The 16073-nt window shown below is 72.6% G+C and carries 11 protein-coding genes; 8 read left to right on the top strand and 3 right to left on the bottom strand.

Annotated elements, in window-relative coordinates:
• Positions 1-179 precede the first annotated feature (179 nt).
• Both AOQ37_RS25440 and AOQ37_RS25435 read left to right on the top strand, forming a co-directional pair.
• The gene (locus tag AOQ37_RS25440; protein WP_062647186.1) at positions 180-941 is read left to right on the top strand and encodes a hypothetical protein; all 762 of its coding nucleotides are present in this window, start codon (positions 180-182) and stop codon (positions 939-941) included.
• 209 nt (positions 942-1150) lie between these two features.
• Positions 1151-2278, top strand: coding sequence for a glycosyltransferase family 4 protein (locus AOQ37_RS25435; RefSeq protein ID WP_078890349.1), 1128 nt, complete (start codon positions 1151-1153; stop codon positions 2276-2278).
• Positions 2279-2282: 4 nt separating this feature from the next.
• Here AOQ37_RS25435 and AOQ37_RS25430 read toward each other — a convergent pair whose 3' ends face one another.
• The 3 genes from AOQ37_RS25430 to AOQ37_RS25420 form a co-directional block, all read right to left on the bottom strand.
• Positions 2283-3926, bottom strand: coding sequence for a PucR family transcriptional regulator (locus AOQ37_RS25430; protein WP_062647182.1), 1644 nt, complete (start codon positions 3924-3926; stop codon positions 2283-2285).
• 73 nt (positions 3927-3999) lie between these two features.
• On the bottom strand, positions 4000-5382 hold the full coding sequence (locus AOQ37_RS25425) for an FAD-binding oxidoreductase (RefSeq protein ID WP_062647180.1): 1383 nt from the start codon (positions 5380-5382) through the stop codon (positions 4000-4002).
• Between the two features lie 111 nt (positions 5383-5493).
• A complete protein-coding gene (locus AOQ37_RS25420) occupies positions 5494-7296 on the bottom strand; it encodes a glycoside hydrolase family 15 protein (RefSeq protein ID WP_062647178.1) in 1803 nt (600 codons plus the stop codon).
• Between the two features lie 469 nt (positions 7297-7765).
• Between AOQ37_RS25420 and pyrG the strand changes: the two genes are divergently transcribed.
• The 6 genes from pyrG to AOQ37_RS25390 all read left to right on the top strand — a co-directional run bounded on the left by pyrG (position 7766) and on the right by AOQ37_RS25390 (position 16070).
• Positions 7766-9430, top strand: a complete 1665-nt coding sequence (gene pyrG, locus AOQ37_RS25415) for a CTP synthase (protein WP_062647176.1) — start codon at positions 7766-7768, stop codon at positions 9428-9430.
• 92 nt (positions 9431-9522) lie between these two features.
• Positions 9523-10149, top strand: a complete 627-nt coding sequence (locus tag AOQ37_RS25410) for an NUDIX domain-containing protein (protein ID WP_062647174.1) — start codon at positions 9523-9525, stop codon at positions 10147-10149.
• 264 nt (positions 10150-10413) lie between these two features.
• Positions 10414-12693, top strand: a complete 2280-nt coding sequence (locus AOQ37_RS25405) for a tetratricopeptide repeat protein (RefSeq protein ID WP_234436998.1) — start codon at positions 10414-10416, stop codon at positions 12691-12693.
• 135 nt (positions 12694-12828) lie between these two features.
• Positions 12829-13953: an alanine dehydrogenase gene (gene ald, locus AOQ37_RS25400; protein WP_199825079.1), complete on the top strand. Its 1125-nt coding sequence runs from the start codon at positions 12829-12831 to the stop codon at positions 13951-13953.
• Positions 13954-14367: 414 nt separating this feature from the next.
• On the top strand, positions 14368-15504 hold the full coding sequence (locus AOQ37_RS25395) for a ParA family protein (RefSeq protein ID WP_078890348.1): 1137 nt from the start codon (positions 14368-14370) through the stop codon (positions 15502-15504).
• The gene (locus tag AOQ37_RS25390; protein ID WP_078890347.1) at positions 15489-16070 is read left to right on the top strand and encodes a hypothetical protein; all 582 of its coding nucleotides are present in this window, start codon (positions 15489-15491) and stop codon (positions 16068-16070) included. Before AOQ37_RS25395 ends, AOQ37_RS25390 begins: the two co-directional genes overlap by 16 nt.
• The last annotated feature ends 3 nt before the right edge of the window (positions 16071-16073 follow it).

The following is a 16073-nucleotide window of genomic DNA, read 5'->3' as shown; positions in this document are numbered from 1 at the left end:
CGGCGGTCGGCGGCAGCCCGGCGGGGCGGCCGCTCGGGGCATGGAGGGTGCGGGTTGCGCACACGTCGGACGGGGCGGGCGGTACGAGGTGACTCGTGGCGGCCGCCCCGTCGGCTTGCCGCGTGGGCCCCGCCCGGACCGGGCGTCGGTGCCCCGCCAGGGTTTTCCGGGGTGAGGGCATGTTCACACCGAGGGGACGGGGATCCGCGTTCGCGGCGGCGGCCGGACCGACCTGGGGGACGGCGGCGGCCCTGCGCGCCGCTGCGCCCGGCGGGCGCGCTCGCCGGGAGCGCGAGAACCACGCGGGGCGGACGGTCGGGCTGTACTCCGGCCCCGCCGCCGCCCTGGCCGTCGCGCTCGTGGCCGGGCGGACGGCCCCGGCCGCCGCGCTCGCCGTGGCCGCGGCAGGGACCTGCGGGGCGTACGACGACGTCGTCGGCGCCGGTGACGCGCGCCGGGGTTTCCGGGCCCACCTGGGCGCGCTGCGGGAGGGCGAGATCACGAGCGGGGCCGTGAGGCTGTTCGGTGTCTCGGCGGCCGGGCTGGTGGCGGGGGCGCTGCTCAAGGAACGGCCCCTGGACAAGGTGCTGGCGGGGGTGGTGATCGCCGGGGCCGCGCACTTCGTCAACCTCGTGGACGTGCGGCCCGGCCGGGCCGCCGGCGCCGTACTCGCCCTGGGCGCCCCCGGGTTGCCGCGCGCGGGTGCTGCGGGCGAGCTGTCCGCCGTGGCGGTCGGAGCCGCCGCGGCCGTGCCGCCCGACGATCTGGGCGGCCGGGAGATGCTCGGCGACAGCGGGGCACACGCCCTCGGCGCGCTGCTCGGGGCGGCGGTGGTGGCCGGCGCCGGCCGTGCGGGCCTGATCGCGCACGCCGCCGCCGTGGTGGCCGCGGCGGTGCACGGGGAGCGGGTGAGCGAGGTGGCGAGGTCGGCGCTCGGGTAATCGAACGGAACCCCTACTTCTCTCACCCGTGTGGGTGGCGCGCGGGACCTTGTGACCGGGTGTCAGGGCGGTCGGCGGCACGGAACACCCGTACGTGCTGGCATCCTTGGGGGTAGTACGTGGAGGAATGCCAGCGGTCCACCCCTCCGCCCGGCACTTCTGTACGTTTCTTCGTGACCGTCCGACGCCGAACCAGGAGCCCCGGCCACGTGAGCAGCCACTCACCGCACGGCCAGTCGTCGCTGCGCACCGTGCAGGTGCTGGGCGGCGGCAACCCCGCCAGCAGCGCGCACGTGCGTTCCCTGGCCGCGGGGCTCGTCGCGCGGGGCGTGCGGGTGACGGTGTGCGCCCCCGGCGAGGCGGATGACACCTACGACTTCACGGGTGCCGGGGCCGAACACGTACACGTGCCGCGCAGCAGCGACCCGGGGTCCGTCGCGGCGCTCCGGGCGGCCTGCACGAACGCCGACCTCGTCCACGCGCACGGGCTGCACGCCTCGTTCCGGGCCGTCCTCGCGCTCGGCGGCCGGCGCACGCCGCTCATCGTGACCTGGCACAACCGCGCACACGCCGAGGGGGCCCGGGCCCATCTGCTGCGACTGCTGGAACGGCGCGTCGCGAGGGCGGCGACCGTGGTCCTCGGCACCACCTCCGACCTCGTCGACCGGGCCCGCGGGACCGGCGCGCGCGACGCGCGGCTCGCCGCCGTGGCGCTGCCCCGGCCCCACCGGGCCGAGGGGAACGAGGAGTCCGAGCCGCCGTCCTCGAAGTTCCGGGCCGAACTCGGCGCCATGGGCCGGCCGTTGTTCGTGACCGTCGGTGCCCTGGACGGTCACCGCGGTCACCAGCTGCTGCTGGACGCCGCGCGCAAGTGGCGCGCCCTGGACCCCGTACCGCTGGTCGTGATCGCGGGGGAGGGGCCGCTGCGGGCGGAGCTCCAGCGCCGCATCGAGGACGAGGAACTGCCGGTCCGGCTGCTGGGGCGACGCGACGACGTGAGCGAACTGCTCGCCGCCGCCGACCTCGCGCTGCTGCCCGGTGGCGGGGAGTCGCGGTCGGTCCTGGCGCAGCAGGCCCTGCACGCGCGCGTCCCGCTCGTCGCGGCCCTGACCGGGGGCGTCCGCGAACTCGTCGGCGACGCGGCCGAACTGGTGCCGCCGCACGACCCGGAGGCCTTCGCCGCGGCCGCCGTACGCCTCCTCGACGACCCCGCACGGGCCGCGCTCCTGCGGGACCTGGGCACCCGGCAGGCGGCCGACTGGCCCACCGAGGACGAGACCGTCGCCCAGGTGCTCAGCGTCTACGACGAGCTGACGCGGCCCCGGCCGATGATCTGAGCCCTCACGCCACGTGCCGCCGGGCCCGCAGCGCCAGGCTCAACGCCAGGACCGTCTGCGGGTCGTCGAGGTCGGTGCCGAGCAACTCGCCGATGCGGGCGAGGCGGTTGTACAGCGTCTGGCGGTTCAGATGCAGCTCGCGGGCCGTCTCCGCCTTGCGGCCGGCGTGCGCCAGGTAGGTCTCCAGGGTGGGCAGCAGGGGCGGCTTGGAGCGGAGGTCGTGGTCGCGGACCGGGCCGATCGCCCGGTCCACGAACGCCGCCAGGTCGGGGTGGTCGCGCAGCCGCCACAGCAGGAGGTCGATGTCCAGACGGCGGGCGTCGTACCAGGGGCGGTCCGGCAGGCCCTGTGCGGCGGTCGCGGTCTCCGCCGCGTGCCGCAGACCCGCCGAGGCGGCCGCCCAGCCGCCCGCCACCCCGACCACCACCACCGGCGGCTGGGCTCCCGGCCGCTGCATCCCGGCCCGCTCCACCCCGGCCCGCAGCGCCGCCGCGACCCGGTCCGCGACCGCCGACCGCTCGGACTCCGACCGCAGGCCCAGCAGCAACGGCACCCGGCCCTCCACCGGCCGCACGCCCAGCAGCACGGGCACCCCCACTGACGCCAGTTCCTCGGCGACCGCCCGCGCCAGGACCGCCCAGCCCCCGCCGGGCGAGAGGCCGTCGCCGAGCCGCATGACGACCGGGAGCAGCGGACTGCCGCCGGGCTTGAAACCGAGGACGCGCGCCTGCGCCGGGGCGTCCTCCGCGGCGATCCGGCCCTCGGCGAGGTCGGTGAGGAAGTCGCCCCGGCCGCGTGCCGCGAGTTCCTCCTCCTGGCGGGCCTGCATCAGCACCACGGCCAGGATCCCGGCCGCCCGTTCGGCGGCGATCCGGTGCACCGGTGCGAGAGGGGCGCGCACGGGCAACAGCACGAGCCGGGCGCGCACCGAACCCGCCCCCGGCCCGCCCCCGGGTACATCCACCAGCACCGAGCCGGCCGGCGGCGGAGCGTCCTTGTGCGGCCCGCGAAGGCCCTCCCACACCTGGAGCGGGTCCGCGCCCTCGGGGCCCGCTCCGGCGGCGTACAGGAGCTGGCCCTCCGTCGTCTCCAGGAAGACCGGGTTGCCGCTGAAGTCCGCCAGGATGCCCAGGACCTGCGGTATCCCGCCCCCGCCGAGCAGCGCTTCGGTACAGCGCCGGTGCACCTCCTCGGCCTGCTGGAGCAGCGCGTAGTGCCCGTTGACGATCTCGGTGTGGATCTCCTCGGTGACCGTCACGAACGGCACCTCGCGGTGCAGTTGCACCAGGGGGAGCCCGGTCGCGCGCGCCGTCTCGACCAGGGCCGCCGGGAGCCGGGTGAAGCGCGGGCCCAGCTCGATCACCAGGGCCGCGATGCCCCGCTCGGCCAGGGTGCGCACGAACGCCCGCTGCTCCGCCGGACGGGTGCCGAGGCCGTAGCCCGTGGTCAGCAGCAGCTCGCCGCCCTTGAGCAGCGAGGCGATGTTCGGGACCTCGCCCGCGTGCACCCAGCGCACCGTGCGGCCCAGCCGGTCGGCGCCCGCGAGGATCTCGGGGAGCCCGCTGCGCAGGCCGGGCAGCTCCAGCGCGCGCCGGACGGTGATGCCGGCGCTCTGGCTGTCGAATCGGTGATCGGTGCGGCTGTCCATGCAGCGGACGCTACCTGCGCGAACGGCCCGGTGACAGCCGCGTCCGGCACGGGGCGGCTGTCGTGGTGGATGCTCAGGCCGGCTTGATGTTGTGGTTGAAGCGGAAGACGTTGTCCGGGTCGTAGCGCCGTTTCACGTCCCCGAGCCGCCGGGCGTTCGCCTCACCCACGCCCGCCACGACCCGGTCGGCGCCCTCGTCGCCGATGAAGTTGAGGTAGACCGCGCCCGTGCTCCACGGCTGTACGGCGGCCCGGACGTCGCGGACCCACTGCACGCACCGCTCGTCGTCCGCGGGGTCCTCCCACAGCCCGAAGGGGTGCACGCCCCAGGGAGCGTCGCGGTAGGGCACCGGGTACTCGTGCGGGCCTGCCGCGATCGCGCCGCCCTGCGGGAACAGGGCGTGCATGGTGCCGGTCGGCACGGGCAGGGCCCGGCCGCGGGCGCAGTAGACGTCGACGAAGTCGTCCGGGGCGCCCGTCAGGTACTCCGCCGACCAGTAGTTCCGCATCCCGGGGGGATCGTCGATCATGCACTGGACATCGGCGTACGGCATCGCGCCGACGACCTCGCTCTCGTGCGGCATCGCCAGCAGCGGTTCGGCGAGCTTGCGCATGTCCTCCTCGGAGCCGGCGTACGTCAGCAGCACCCCGCACAGCAGCGTGCCGATCAGATGCGGCGGGACGAACTCCTCGGGCGGCCCGGTGAGGTAGATGACGGCGCCGGACGCCTCGTCCGGGCCGGCCTCGATCATGTCCCGGTAGGTGCGGGTGACCTCGGCGCCGAACTCGGGCAGGTACAGCAGCAGCGCGATGGAGAACTCGGGCAGCTCGTGCAGCTTCAGGGTGAGCGCGGTGGCGATGCCGAAGTTGCCGCCGCCGCCGTGCAGGGCCCAGAACAGCTCCGGGTTCTCGTCGGCGTTCGCGTGGACCTGCCGGCCGTCGGCGGTGACCAGCTCGACGCCGAGCAGGTTGTCCACGGCCAGCCCGCACGAGCGGTCCAGCCAGCCCGTACCGCCGCCGAGGACGAAGCCGCCGACACCGGTGGTGGAGGCCCGCCCGCCGGTCGTGGCCAGACCATGGGGCCGGCAGGCGCGGTCCAGGTCGCTCATCGTGGCCCCGCCCGCGACCCGTACCGCCTCGGCGGCGGGATCGACGGTGACCGCGCGCATGTGACGCAGGTCCACCACCACGGCCCCGTCGCCGAGCGCCATGCCCGCGACGCTGTGGCCGCCGCCGCGCACCGCGACGGCCAGGTCCAGGTCACGGGCGAAGCGCACCGACCGAACGACGTCGGCCTCGTCCACGCACTGGGCGATCACGGCCGGACGGCGGTCGATCATCGCGTTGAAGACCGCACGGGCCTCGTCGTAGCCCGGATCCTGCGGGGCGAACACGTCGCCGACCAGTTCCTCGCGCAGCGCGGCGAGGGCCGCGCCCGCCTTCGATGGGGAGGCCATGGGGCGCCCCCTTCCGTGCAGGGGCAGATGCCTCCAGCCTAGGCGTGCGCGGCCGCCCGGTCCTGTCCGGCGGCCGCGCGTCACGGGTCCGTGCGGTCCGGCGGGGGCGGCTCAGCCGCCGTACGCCCCCGACGCCGTCAGGCGCAGGGCCGTGTCGATGAGCGGCACGTGGCTGAAGGCCTGCGGGAAGTTGCCGACCTGGCGCTGGAGGCGCGGGTCCCACTCCTCGGCGAGCAGACCGAGGTCGTTGCGCAGCGAGAGCAGCTTCTCGAACAGCTTGCGGGCCTCGTCCACCCGGCCGATCATCGCGAGGTCGTCGGCCATCCAGAACGAGCAGGCCAGGAAGGCGCCCTCGTCGCCGGGCAGGCCGTCGACGCCCTCGTCGCCGCCCGAGGTCGGGTAGCGCAGGATGAAGCCGTCCGGGGTGGACAGCTCGCGCTGGATCGCCTCGATGGTGCCGATCACGCGCTTGTCGTCCGGGGGCAGGAAGCCCATCTGCGGGATGAGCAGCAGCGACGCGTCCAGCTCCTTGGAGCCGTAGGACTGCGTGAACGTGTTGCGTTCCTTGTCGTAGCCCTTCTCGCAGACGTCCCGGTGGATGTCGTCGCGCAGCTCGCGCCACTTCTCCAGCGGGCCGTCCGCGTCGCCGGACTCGATCAGCTTGATCGTGCGGTCGACGGCGACCCAGGCCATGACCTTGGAGTGCACGAAGTGCCGGCGCGGACCGCGCACCTCCCAGATGCCCTCGTCCGGCTCGTCCCAGTGCTGCTCCAGGTAGCGGATCAGCTTCAGCTGGAGCAGGGAGGCGTAGTCGTTGCGGGCCAGGCCCGTCATGTGACCCAGGTGCAGGGCCTCGGTGACCTCGCCGTAGACGTCCAGCTGGAGCTGGTGCGCGGCGCCGTTGCCGACCCGGACCGGGCCGGAGTGCTCGTAGCCGGGCAGCCAGTCCAGCTCGGCCTCGCCCAGCTCGCGCTCGCCCGCGATGCCGTACATGATCTGGAGGTTCTCGGGGTCGCCGGCGACGGCCCGCAGCAGCCACTCGCGCCAGGCGCGGGCCTCCTCGCGGTAGCCGGTGCGCAGCAGCGAGGACAGGGTGATGGCCGCGTCGCGCAGCCAGGTGTAGCGGTAGTCCCAGTTGCGGACGCCGCCGATGTCCTCGGGCAGGGAGGTGGTGGGCGCGGCGACGATGCCGCCGGTCGGGCCGTACGTCAGCGCCTTGAGCGTGATCAGCGAGCGGATCACGGCCTCGCGGTAGGGGCCGTGGTACGTACAGTGCTCGACCCACTCGCGCCAGAAGTCCTCGGTCGCCTGGAGCGACTGCTCGGGCTCGGGCAGCGCGGGCGGCTCCTTGTGCGAGGGCTCCCAGGAGATCGTGAACGCGATCCGGTCACCCGGAGCGACCGTGAAGTCGGCGTACGTGGTCAGCGACTTGCCGTAGGTCTCGCACTCGGTGTCGAACCACACGGAGTCCGGGCCCGCGACGGCGACCGTACGGCCCTCGTGCTTGTGCACCCACGGCACGACCCGGCCGTAGGAGAACCGCATCCGCAGCGCGGAGCGCATCGGGACGCGGCCCGAGACGCCCTCGACGATCCGGATCAGCTGGGGCGCGCCGTCACGAGGGGGCATGAAATCGGTCACCCGGACCGTGCCGCGCGGGGTGTCCCACTCGGACTCCAGGATGAGCGAGTCGCCCCGGTAGGTGCGCCGGGCCGCGGTCGGCGGCTGTGCGTCGGAGGCGTGCGCGGGGCCGAGGCGCCAGAAACCGTGTTCCTCGGTGCCGAGCAGACCTGCGAAGATCGCGTGCGAGTCGAAGCGGGGCAGGCACAGCCAGTCGACTGTGCCGTCCCGGCAGACCAGTGCGGCGGTCTGCATGTCTCCGATGAGTGCGTAATCTTCGATGCGCCCGGCCACGTGCAACTCCAGTCGAACGGCCACGTCACCCCCATGCGGAACGGGGGCTGTCGCTAGTGCGGTCAAGGGGTCGTTTGTAATGCGTCGTTGAGCGCTGAAGCAAAGCAGCCGCTCAGCCATATAGGCAAAACGCCGATTCCTGCTCAACGAACTGACGAGCTCTCGTTGTTCCGGTGGGGATACGGACTGGGGTGTGCCGTCTTGCCGACCGGGCTCGGCAGCGAGTGTCCGAGCAGGATACGACGCACGTAGATGATCTGCGTGCCGCTCCGGACAACGCGGGTGGGCCGAACGGGTGAGCAACGGGTGAGAAACCGGTGCGCGGGGGCCGCCCGTGTCGAGCCGTGCGCGGAGCGTGGCCGGAAGCCATCTCCCTGAGGCGCTGATACCCTGGTAGCCCGTGGACCGGTGGTCTCGAAGCCCCCGAACCGCACCTCCGAATCGCGACCACGGGAGCCCCCTCTTGGCCATGACGCCCAAATCCACGACGACCAAGCACATCTTCGTCACCGGGGGTGTCGCCTCCTCGCTCGGCAAGGGTCTGACGGCCTCCAGCCTCGGCATGCTGCTGAAGGCGCGTGGTCTGCGCGTCGTGATGCAGAAGCTCGACCCGTACCTGAACGTCGACCCGGGCACGATGAACCCCTTCCAGCACGGTGAGGTGTTCGTCACCAACGACGGCGCCGAGACCGACCTGGACATCGGACACTACGAGCGCTTCCTCGATCGTGACTTGGACGGCTCCGCCAATGTCACTACAGGCCAGGTCTACTCGACGGTGATCGCCAAGGAGCGGCGTGGCGAGTACCTCGGTGACACCGTGCAGGTCATCCCGCACATCACCAACGAGATCAAGCACCGCATCCGCCGTATGGCCACCGACGAGGTCGATGTCGTCATCACCGAGGTCGGCGGCACGGTCGGCGACATCGAGTCGCTGCCGTTCCTGGAGACGGTCCGCCAGGTCCGTCACGAGGTCGGCCGGGACAACGTCTTCGTGGTGCACATCTCGCTCCTGCCCTACATCGGTCCCTCGGGTGAGCTGAAGACCAAGCCGACCCAGCACTCGGTCGCGGCGCTGCGCAACATCGGTATCCAGCCGGACGCGATCGTGCTGCGCTGCGACCGCGAGGTGCCGACCGCGATCAAGCGCAAGATCTCGCTGATGTGCGACGTCGACGAGGACGCGGTGGTGGCCTGTCCCGACGCCCGCTCGATCTACGACATCCCGAAGACCGTGCACGGCGAGGGCCTGGACGCCTATGTCGTCCGCAAGCTGGACCTGCCGTTCCGCGATGTGGACTGGACGACCTGGGACGACCTGCTCGACCGCGTCCACAACCCCGACCACGAGATCACCCTCGCCCTGGTCGGCAAGTACATCGACCTGCCCGACGCCTACCTCTCGGTCACCGAGGCGCTGCGCGCCGGCGGCTTCGCCAACAAGGCCCGAGTGAAGATCAAGTGGGTCACCTCGGACGACTGCAAGACCCCGGCGGGCGCCAAGGCGCAGCTCGAGGACGTCGACGGCATCTGCATCCCGGGCGGCTTCGGCGACCGCGGTGTGCTCGGCAAGGTCGGCGCGATCCGCTACGCCCGCGAGAACAAGATCCCGCTCCTCGGTCTCTGCCTGGGCCTCCAGTGCATCGTGATCGAGGCCGCGCGCAACCTGGCCGACATCGGCGACGCCAACTCCACCGAGTTCGACCCGGCGACCGGTCACCCCGTCATCTCCACCATGGCCGAGCAGCTCGACATCGTGGCCGGCGAGGGCGACATGGGCGGAACGATGCGCCTGGGCATGTACCCGGCCAAGCTGGCCGAGGGCTCCATCGTCCGTGAGGTCTACGACGACAAGGAGTACGTCGAGGAGCGCCACCGGCACCGCTACGAGGTGAACAACGCCTACCGCGCCGAGCTCGAGAAGAAGGCGGGCATCCTGTTCTCCGGCACCTCGCCGGACGGCAAGCTCGTCGAGTACGTCGAGTACCCGCGCGACGTCCACCCGTACCTGGTCGCCACGCAGGCCCACCCGGAGCTGCGCTCGCGGCCCACGCGCCCGCACCCGCTGTTCGCCGGCCTCGTGAAGGCCGCGGTCCAGCGGACCGTCGAGGCGGGGAAGACGTCGAAGTAACACACCAGTTGTACGGTGGCCGGGGTGCAAACCTTCAAGGGTGGGCACCCCGGTTTTCGTTTGCGCACGTGGCACGTGGAAGGACGCATGGCATGACGATCAAGGACACCCCCGAGGCGTGGGAGGTCCGGTCGACCGAGACCCCCTTCGTCGGCAACAAGACCTCCGTCCGCACGGACGAGGTGGTCATGCCCGACGGCTCGGTGGTCCGCCGGGACTTCCAGGTCCACCCGGGTTCCGTGGCCGTCCTCGCCCTCGACGAGGAGGACCGGGTCCTGCTCATCAAGCAGTACCGGCACCCCGTGCGGCAGAAGCTGTGGGAGATCCCGGCCGGTCTGCTCGACGTGCCCGGCGAGAACCCGCTGCACGCGGCCCAGCGCGAGCTGTACGAGGAGGCACACGTCAAGGCCGAGGACTGGCGGGTGCTGACCGACGTCTACCCCACCGCGGGCGGCTGCGACGAGTCGGTACGCATCTTCCTGGCCCGCGATCTGTCCGAGGCCGACGGGGAGCGCTTCGCCGTGGAGGACGAGGAGGCCGACATGGAACACGCGCGGGTGCCGGTCGGCGAGCTCGTCCGGGGCGTGCTCGCCGGCGAGCTGCACAGCAACTGTCTCGTCGTGGGCGTCCTCTCCCTGATCGCCGCGCGCACCGGCGACGGGCTCGACGCGCTGCGCCGGGCCGAGGCGCCCTGGCCGGCCCGCCCCTTCGAGGCCTGACGCCCTTCGCCCTCCTCTCCGCCCTCCGCATCCTCGCCGCGCTCCGCATCCTCCCCGTCCCTCTGCGCACGCCTCCGCTGGGGTGCCCCTGCTGAGACCGTTCCGCCCCCGTCCGGTGTGACCATCGGCTGATCCGATCGGGGGACCTCCCGGTCGTGCCGCCGTACTCCACCCGGAACGTCGCAGAGCGTGAACTAGGCTCTGGAATCACCCGATCCGGAGTCCCGGCGGGCTTGCGTGTGCGGTGGGACGGGAGTGTGGCCCGTGACGGATCAGGCAGTGGACACAGGCGGCGTGCAGCTGTCGGGACACGCTGCGACAGAGGGCCATTTCCTGGGCAGAGTCCGGGAGTTGAAGGAACTGCGCGCCGACATCGAGCGCGCCGGGCTGGACACCATCTCCGGGAAGAAGGCGCCACGCGCGCGCGTGCTCCTCATCGCCGGGCGGCCCGGATCCGGGCGTACGGCGCTCGCCGAGGAACTCGTCAGGCAGGTCGCCGGCCGCTACCGGGACGGCGTCCTGCGCGCCCGCCTCGCCGAGCCCGACGGGACCCCCGTGCCGGTCGAGCGGGCCGCCCGTGAACTGCTCACCGCGCTGGACGTGCCGACCCCGCCGGGCGCCGACGAGGACGAACTCGCGGCCCTGCTCCGCCAGGCCCTCGCGGAGCGCCGCGTGCTGCTCCTGCTCGACGACGCGGCCGGCGCCGAACAGGTCGACGCGCTGCTCCCGGACACCCCTCAGTGCCTCCTCGTCGCCGTCTCCGCCGGACCGCTCACCGGCATCGCGGACGTCCGCCCCTGCACCCTGGGCGGCCTGGACACCAAGTCCGCCCTCGAACTGCTGAGCCGGTACACCGGCTCGGTCCGCATCACCGTCGACCCGCGCTCCGCCGAGAGCCTCGTGGAGGCCTGCCAGGGCCAGCCGGCCGCGCTGAACCTGGCGGGCGGCTGGCTCGCCGCCCGCCCCAAGGCGGCCGTCGCCGACCTCGCCAAGCAGCTCCACGCGGAGGGCGACGAGGGCTCACCGCTCAGCCGGGTCTTCCGGCTCGTGCACGCCGCGCTGCCGGCCCCCGCCGACCGGATACTGCGACTGCTCTGCCTGGCCCCGGCCGGCCTGGCGGACCCGCACACCGCCTCCGCGCTGGCCGGCTGCTCGGTGGGCGCCGCCCGCACCACCCTGGACGACCTCGCCGCCCTGGGGCTGCTGCGGGCCGTGGACTCCCCGCTGCCGCAGTACGAGGTGCCGGCCTGTCTGCACCCCCTGCTGCGCGCCGCGGCCGAGACCCACGACCGCCCCGCCGAGCTCCAGCTGGCCCGCGCCCGCATGCTGGAGCGCACGGTGCGCCTGCTCCAGTCCTGCCGGGCCATCACCGAGACCGACAACCCCCAGGCCCGCGAGCGGCTCCAGGGCCTGCCCAGCGCCCTGCGCTTCCCCACCCCGCGCGCGGCCGCCGACTGGCTGCGGGGCCGGCGGCCCGCCCTGCTCGCCTCGGCCCGTCTCGCGGTCGCCGACGGCGAGCTGGACACCCTGGCCCGCCGTCTGATGTCCCAGCTGGTCAGGGCGATGGTCGCGCACTTCGGCACCCAGGCGGCGGCGCCCGACCTGTACGGCGTCCACCAGCTCGTCCTGGACGTGGCCGAGCGGCGCGACCTGCCCCGCGAGAAGGCCGCCGCCCTGCTGAACCTCGCCGACGTCGACGCCAGGACCGGCCGCACGGCGGAGGCCCTGGTGCGCTACCGGGCCGCCCTGGACGCCGGACGCGAGGCGAACGATCCGTATGCGATCGGTCGCGCGATGGAATCCGTGGGCGGCGCGCATCTCGAGCTCGGGGACTACGACCGGGCCGCCGACTGGTTCGGACGGGCCCTCGCCCAGCGGCTGGCCCGCGACGAGCGCCCGGACGCCGCCCGGCTCTACGGCCGTATCGCCACCGCGCAGACCTACGCGGGCCGCTACGGCGAGGCGCAGCGGTCCTGGCGGGCGGCGGCCGCCGGGCACCGCAAGAACGGCGACGTCGGCGCCCACGCGCGGGCGCTGGGCGAGCTGGCCCGGGTCCAGGAGTACGCGGGGCGCCCCGAGGAGTCGCTGCGCACCTGCCAGGAGGCGATGGAGTGGGCCCGGCGCGCCGAGGACACGCGTCTCCAGGCCGCCGTGCAGCTGCGACTGGCCGACACCCTCGAGCGCCTCGGCGACCCGGTGGCGGCCGGCCTGCACCGGAGCGCGGCCGAGCGCATCCTGGGAGAGGAGCTCCCGGAACGCGATCCGGAGCCGGGACCGCCGGAACCGGGATCGCCGGAATCGGGATCACCGTCGGAACCGCCACCGGATCCGCTGCCGGGACCGGCGTCGGGACCGCTCCCGGAATCGGAAGCGGAATCGGAGCCGGAATCGGGGCCGGAACCCGGGCCGGGGCCGCGATCGCAGCCGGAGCCAGGGCCCGCGTCGGGGCCGGTGACAGGGCCGGTGGCGGTGCAGGAACGGCCTGATCTCCTGGAACACCGCGCTAACACCTGCGAAATCCGTAGTACATCCGCTGGAGATTGATGCAATGAAAGGCTAGACAGCGGGAACACCTTCATTAGACTGGCTCTGCCGCACGTTCTCCTGCGGTGCATCCCGGTGTGCCCCGTATCCCCGGGTATGTCTTGCTGTGCCCCCACACCTACTGAGCCAAGGACCGTGATCCACGTGAAGGTCGGCATCCCCCGCGAGGTCAAGAACAACGAGTTCCGGGTGGCCATCACCCCCGCCGGTGTCCACGAACTGGTGCGCCACGGCCACCAGGTCGTCGTCGAACGCAACGCCGGTGTCGGCTCGTCCATCACGGACGAGGAGTACGTGGCCGCCGGCGCGCGCATCCTCGAGACCGCCGACGAGGTGTGGGCCACCGCCGACCTGCTGCTCAAGGTCAAGGAGCCGATCGCCGAGGAGTACCACCGCCTCCGCAAGGACCAGACGCTCTTCACCTACCTGCACCTGGCCGCCTCCAAGGAGTGCACGGACGCCCTCGTCGAGTCCGGCACCACGGCGATCGCCTACGAGACCGTCGAACTGCCGAACCGCGCGCTGCCGCTGCTCGCCCCGATGTCCGAGGTCGCGGGCCGGCTGGCCCCCCAGGTCGGCGCCTACCACCTGATGCGCGCGAACGGCGGCCGCGGTGTGCTGCCCGGCGGCGTGCCCGGCGTGCTGGCCGCCAAGGCGGTCGTCATCGGCGGCGGCGTCTCCGGCTGGAACGCGGCGCAGATCGCCATCGGCATGGGCTTCCACGTGACGCTGCTCGACCGCGACATCAACAAGCTCAAGGAAGCCGACAAGGTCTTCGGCACGAAGATCCAGACGGTCGTCTCCAACGCCTTCGAGCTGGAGAAGGCATGCCTCGAGGCCGACCTCGTCATCGGCGCCGTCCTCATCCCGGGCGCCAAGGCCCCCAAGCTGGTCACCAACGAGCTCGTGTCCCGGATGAAGCCGGGAAGTGTCCTTGTCGACATCGCGATCGACCAGGGCGGCTGCTTCGAGGACTCCCGTCCGACCACGCACGCCGAGCCGACCTTCTCGGTGCACGAGTCGGTCTTCTACTGCGTCGCCAACATGCCCGGCGCGGTCCCCAACACCTCCACCTACGCGCTCACCAACGCCACGCTGCCGTACATCGTCGAACTCGCCGACAAGGGCTGGGTGGAGGCGCTGCGCCGCGACGCCGCGCTGGCCAAGGGTCTCAACACCCATGACGGCAAGGTCGTTTACCGCGAGGTCGCGGAGGCGCACGGCCTGGAGCACCTGGAGCTCGACCAGCTGCTCGGCTGAGCCCCCCGCCGAGCCGCTCGGCCAAGTCACCCTGCGGGAAAAGGCGATACGTCAACACAGGTCGTCAACCCCGCACACCCGGCCGGACCTTGCCCGACAAGGTCCGGCCGGATGTGTGTATGGTCACTTTGCGGCTCTCGGCCAACTCGCCTCGAACGTAACGCTTCGACCGATTCGTACACCGGCGAAACCTGCCGTGCGACGGTCGTACGCCCTTGACAGCGGGATGTTTCATTGCCGACACATCGGGCCGGGTCCGGCGGATTGTGTTGCTGCGAACGCCCGACACGCCATAGAGTCGCCGACTGTCGGCATGGTGCCACGCTGACCTTGTCTAGAAGTTTCCTGGTCACCAAGGAGGTAAGACGACTTGTGAATGAGTCGACATTTGCTCCCGGGGGTGGTCAACCAGGAATGCCGACGCGGGCCCAGGTCTCCGCGGGGCCAGAGGCTGTCGGCTCCGTCGCTGTCCGAACCTTCGCAGCCCACCAGAGCCAGCGCAGCACCCATGTGGCTCTGTCAGCACACCAGAGCATGGATGGCCATTACGTGAACGCCATGGCCGGCGACGGAAGTGGCGCGCCCCGCAACCACTTCGCCGACTACGACGAACTGCCCGACGGGCATTTCTACGACCCCGATGCCGAGTACGAGCCGGATCCGGAGTACGCGGCCACGCTCGCGCCCGACGCGGCCCGACAGCGCCGTGAGCGCGTCGGTCCGACCGGACGCCCGCTGCCGTACTTCCCGATCCCGGGCCCGCTGACCCAGCACGGCCCCGCGACGATCATCGCGATGTGCAACCAGAAGGGCGGCGTGGGCAAGACGACGTCGACCATCAACCTGGGTGCCGCGCTCGCGGAGTACGGCCGGCGCGTGCTGCTCGTGGACTTCGACCCGCAGGGCGCGCTGTCGGTCGGTCTCGGCGTCAACCCGATGGAGCTCGACCTCACCGTCTACAACCTGCTCATGGAGCGGGGCATGGCGGCGGACGAGGTGCTCCTGAAGACAGCGGTCCCGAACATGGACCTGCTGCCCAGCAACATCGACCTGTCGGCCGCCGAGGTCCAGTTGGTCTCCGAGGTCGCGCGCGAGTCCACGCTCCAGCGTGCCCTCAAGCCGCTGATGGACGACTACGACTACATCGTCATCGACTGTCAGCCCTCGCTCGGTCTGCTCACCGTCAACGCCCTGACGGCCGCTCACAAGGTGATCGTGCCGCTGGAGTGCGAGTTCTTCGCCCTCCGGGGTGTGGCGCTGCTGACCGAGACCATCGAGAAGGTCCAGGAACGGCTCAACCCGGAACTGGAACTCGACGGGATCCTCGCCACGATGTACGACTCGCGCACCGTGCACAGCCGTGAGGTGCTCGCGCGGGTCGTCGAGGCCTTCGACGACCACGTGTACCACACGGTCATCGGACGCACGGTCCGCTTCCCGGAGACCACGGTCGCCGGTGAGCCGATCACCACGTACGCCTCCAACTCCGTCGGCGCCGCCGCCTACCGCCAGCTCGCCAGGGAGGTGCTCGCCCGGTGTCACGCCGAGTGAGTCTGCCGGGGGCCGACGAACTCTTCCGTACGACAGGGGGAATGGCGCTTCAGCCGTCCGCGCCCCGACGCCCCGCCAACGGCGAGGCCCGGGTGCCGGCGCCGGCCGGCGAGAGCGACGGGGTGGCGGCCGGCGGTGCGCAGGACGCGCCGCAGGCCGTGCCCGCGCAGGGCGGTGACGGCGAGGGCGCCGAGCACGCGGCGGCCGACGCGGGCCAGGGCGACGCCGGGGAGTCCCACTCCAGGGGCGGCCCCGCGGACCGCTCCGAGCGGCGCCAGGGCCCGCAGGAAGGTTCTGCCTCCGCCGCCGACGGCCAGTCGCGCAAGCGCGCACGGCAGCCGTCCCGCAGGCCCAGCGGCCGGGAGCGGCACGACGAGAAGATCACCGTCTATGTCTCCGCCGAGGAGCTCATGGACCTGGAGCACGCCCGGCTGGTGCTCCGCGGCGAGCACGGGCTGGCCGTGGACCGGGGGCGCATCGTCCGCGAGGCGGTCGCCGTGGTCCTCGCCGACCTGGAGAGCCGAGGGGACGCCAGCATCCTCGTACGACGACTTCGCGGGCGGTAGCGG

Source organism: Streptomyces maremycinicus, assembly GCF_001184025.1.
GTDB classification, from domain to species: Bacteria; Actinomycetota; Actinomycetes; order Streptomycetales; family Streptomycetaceae; genus Streptomyces; species Streptomyces maremycinicus.
This window is presented reverse-complemented; position numbering and strand designations above follow the sequence as displayed.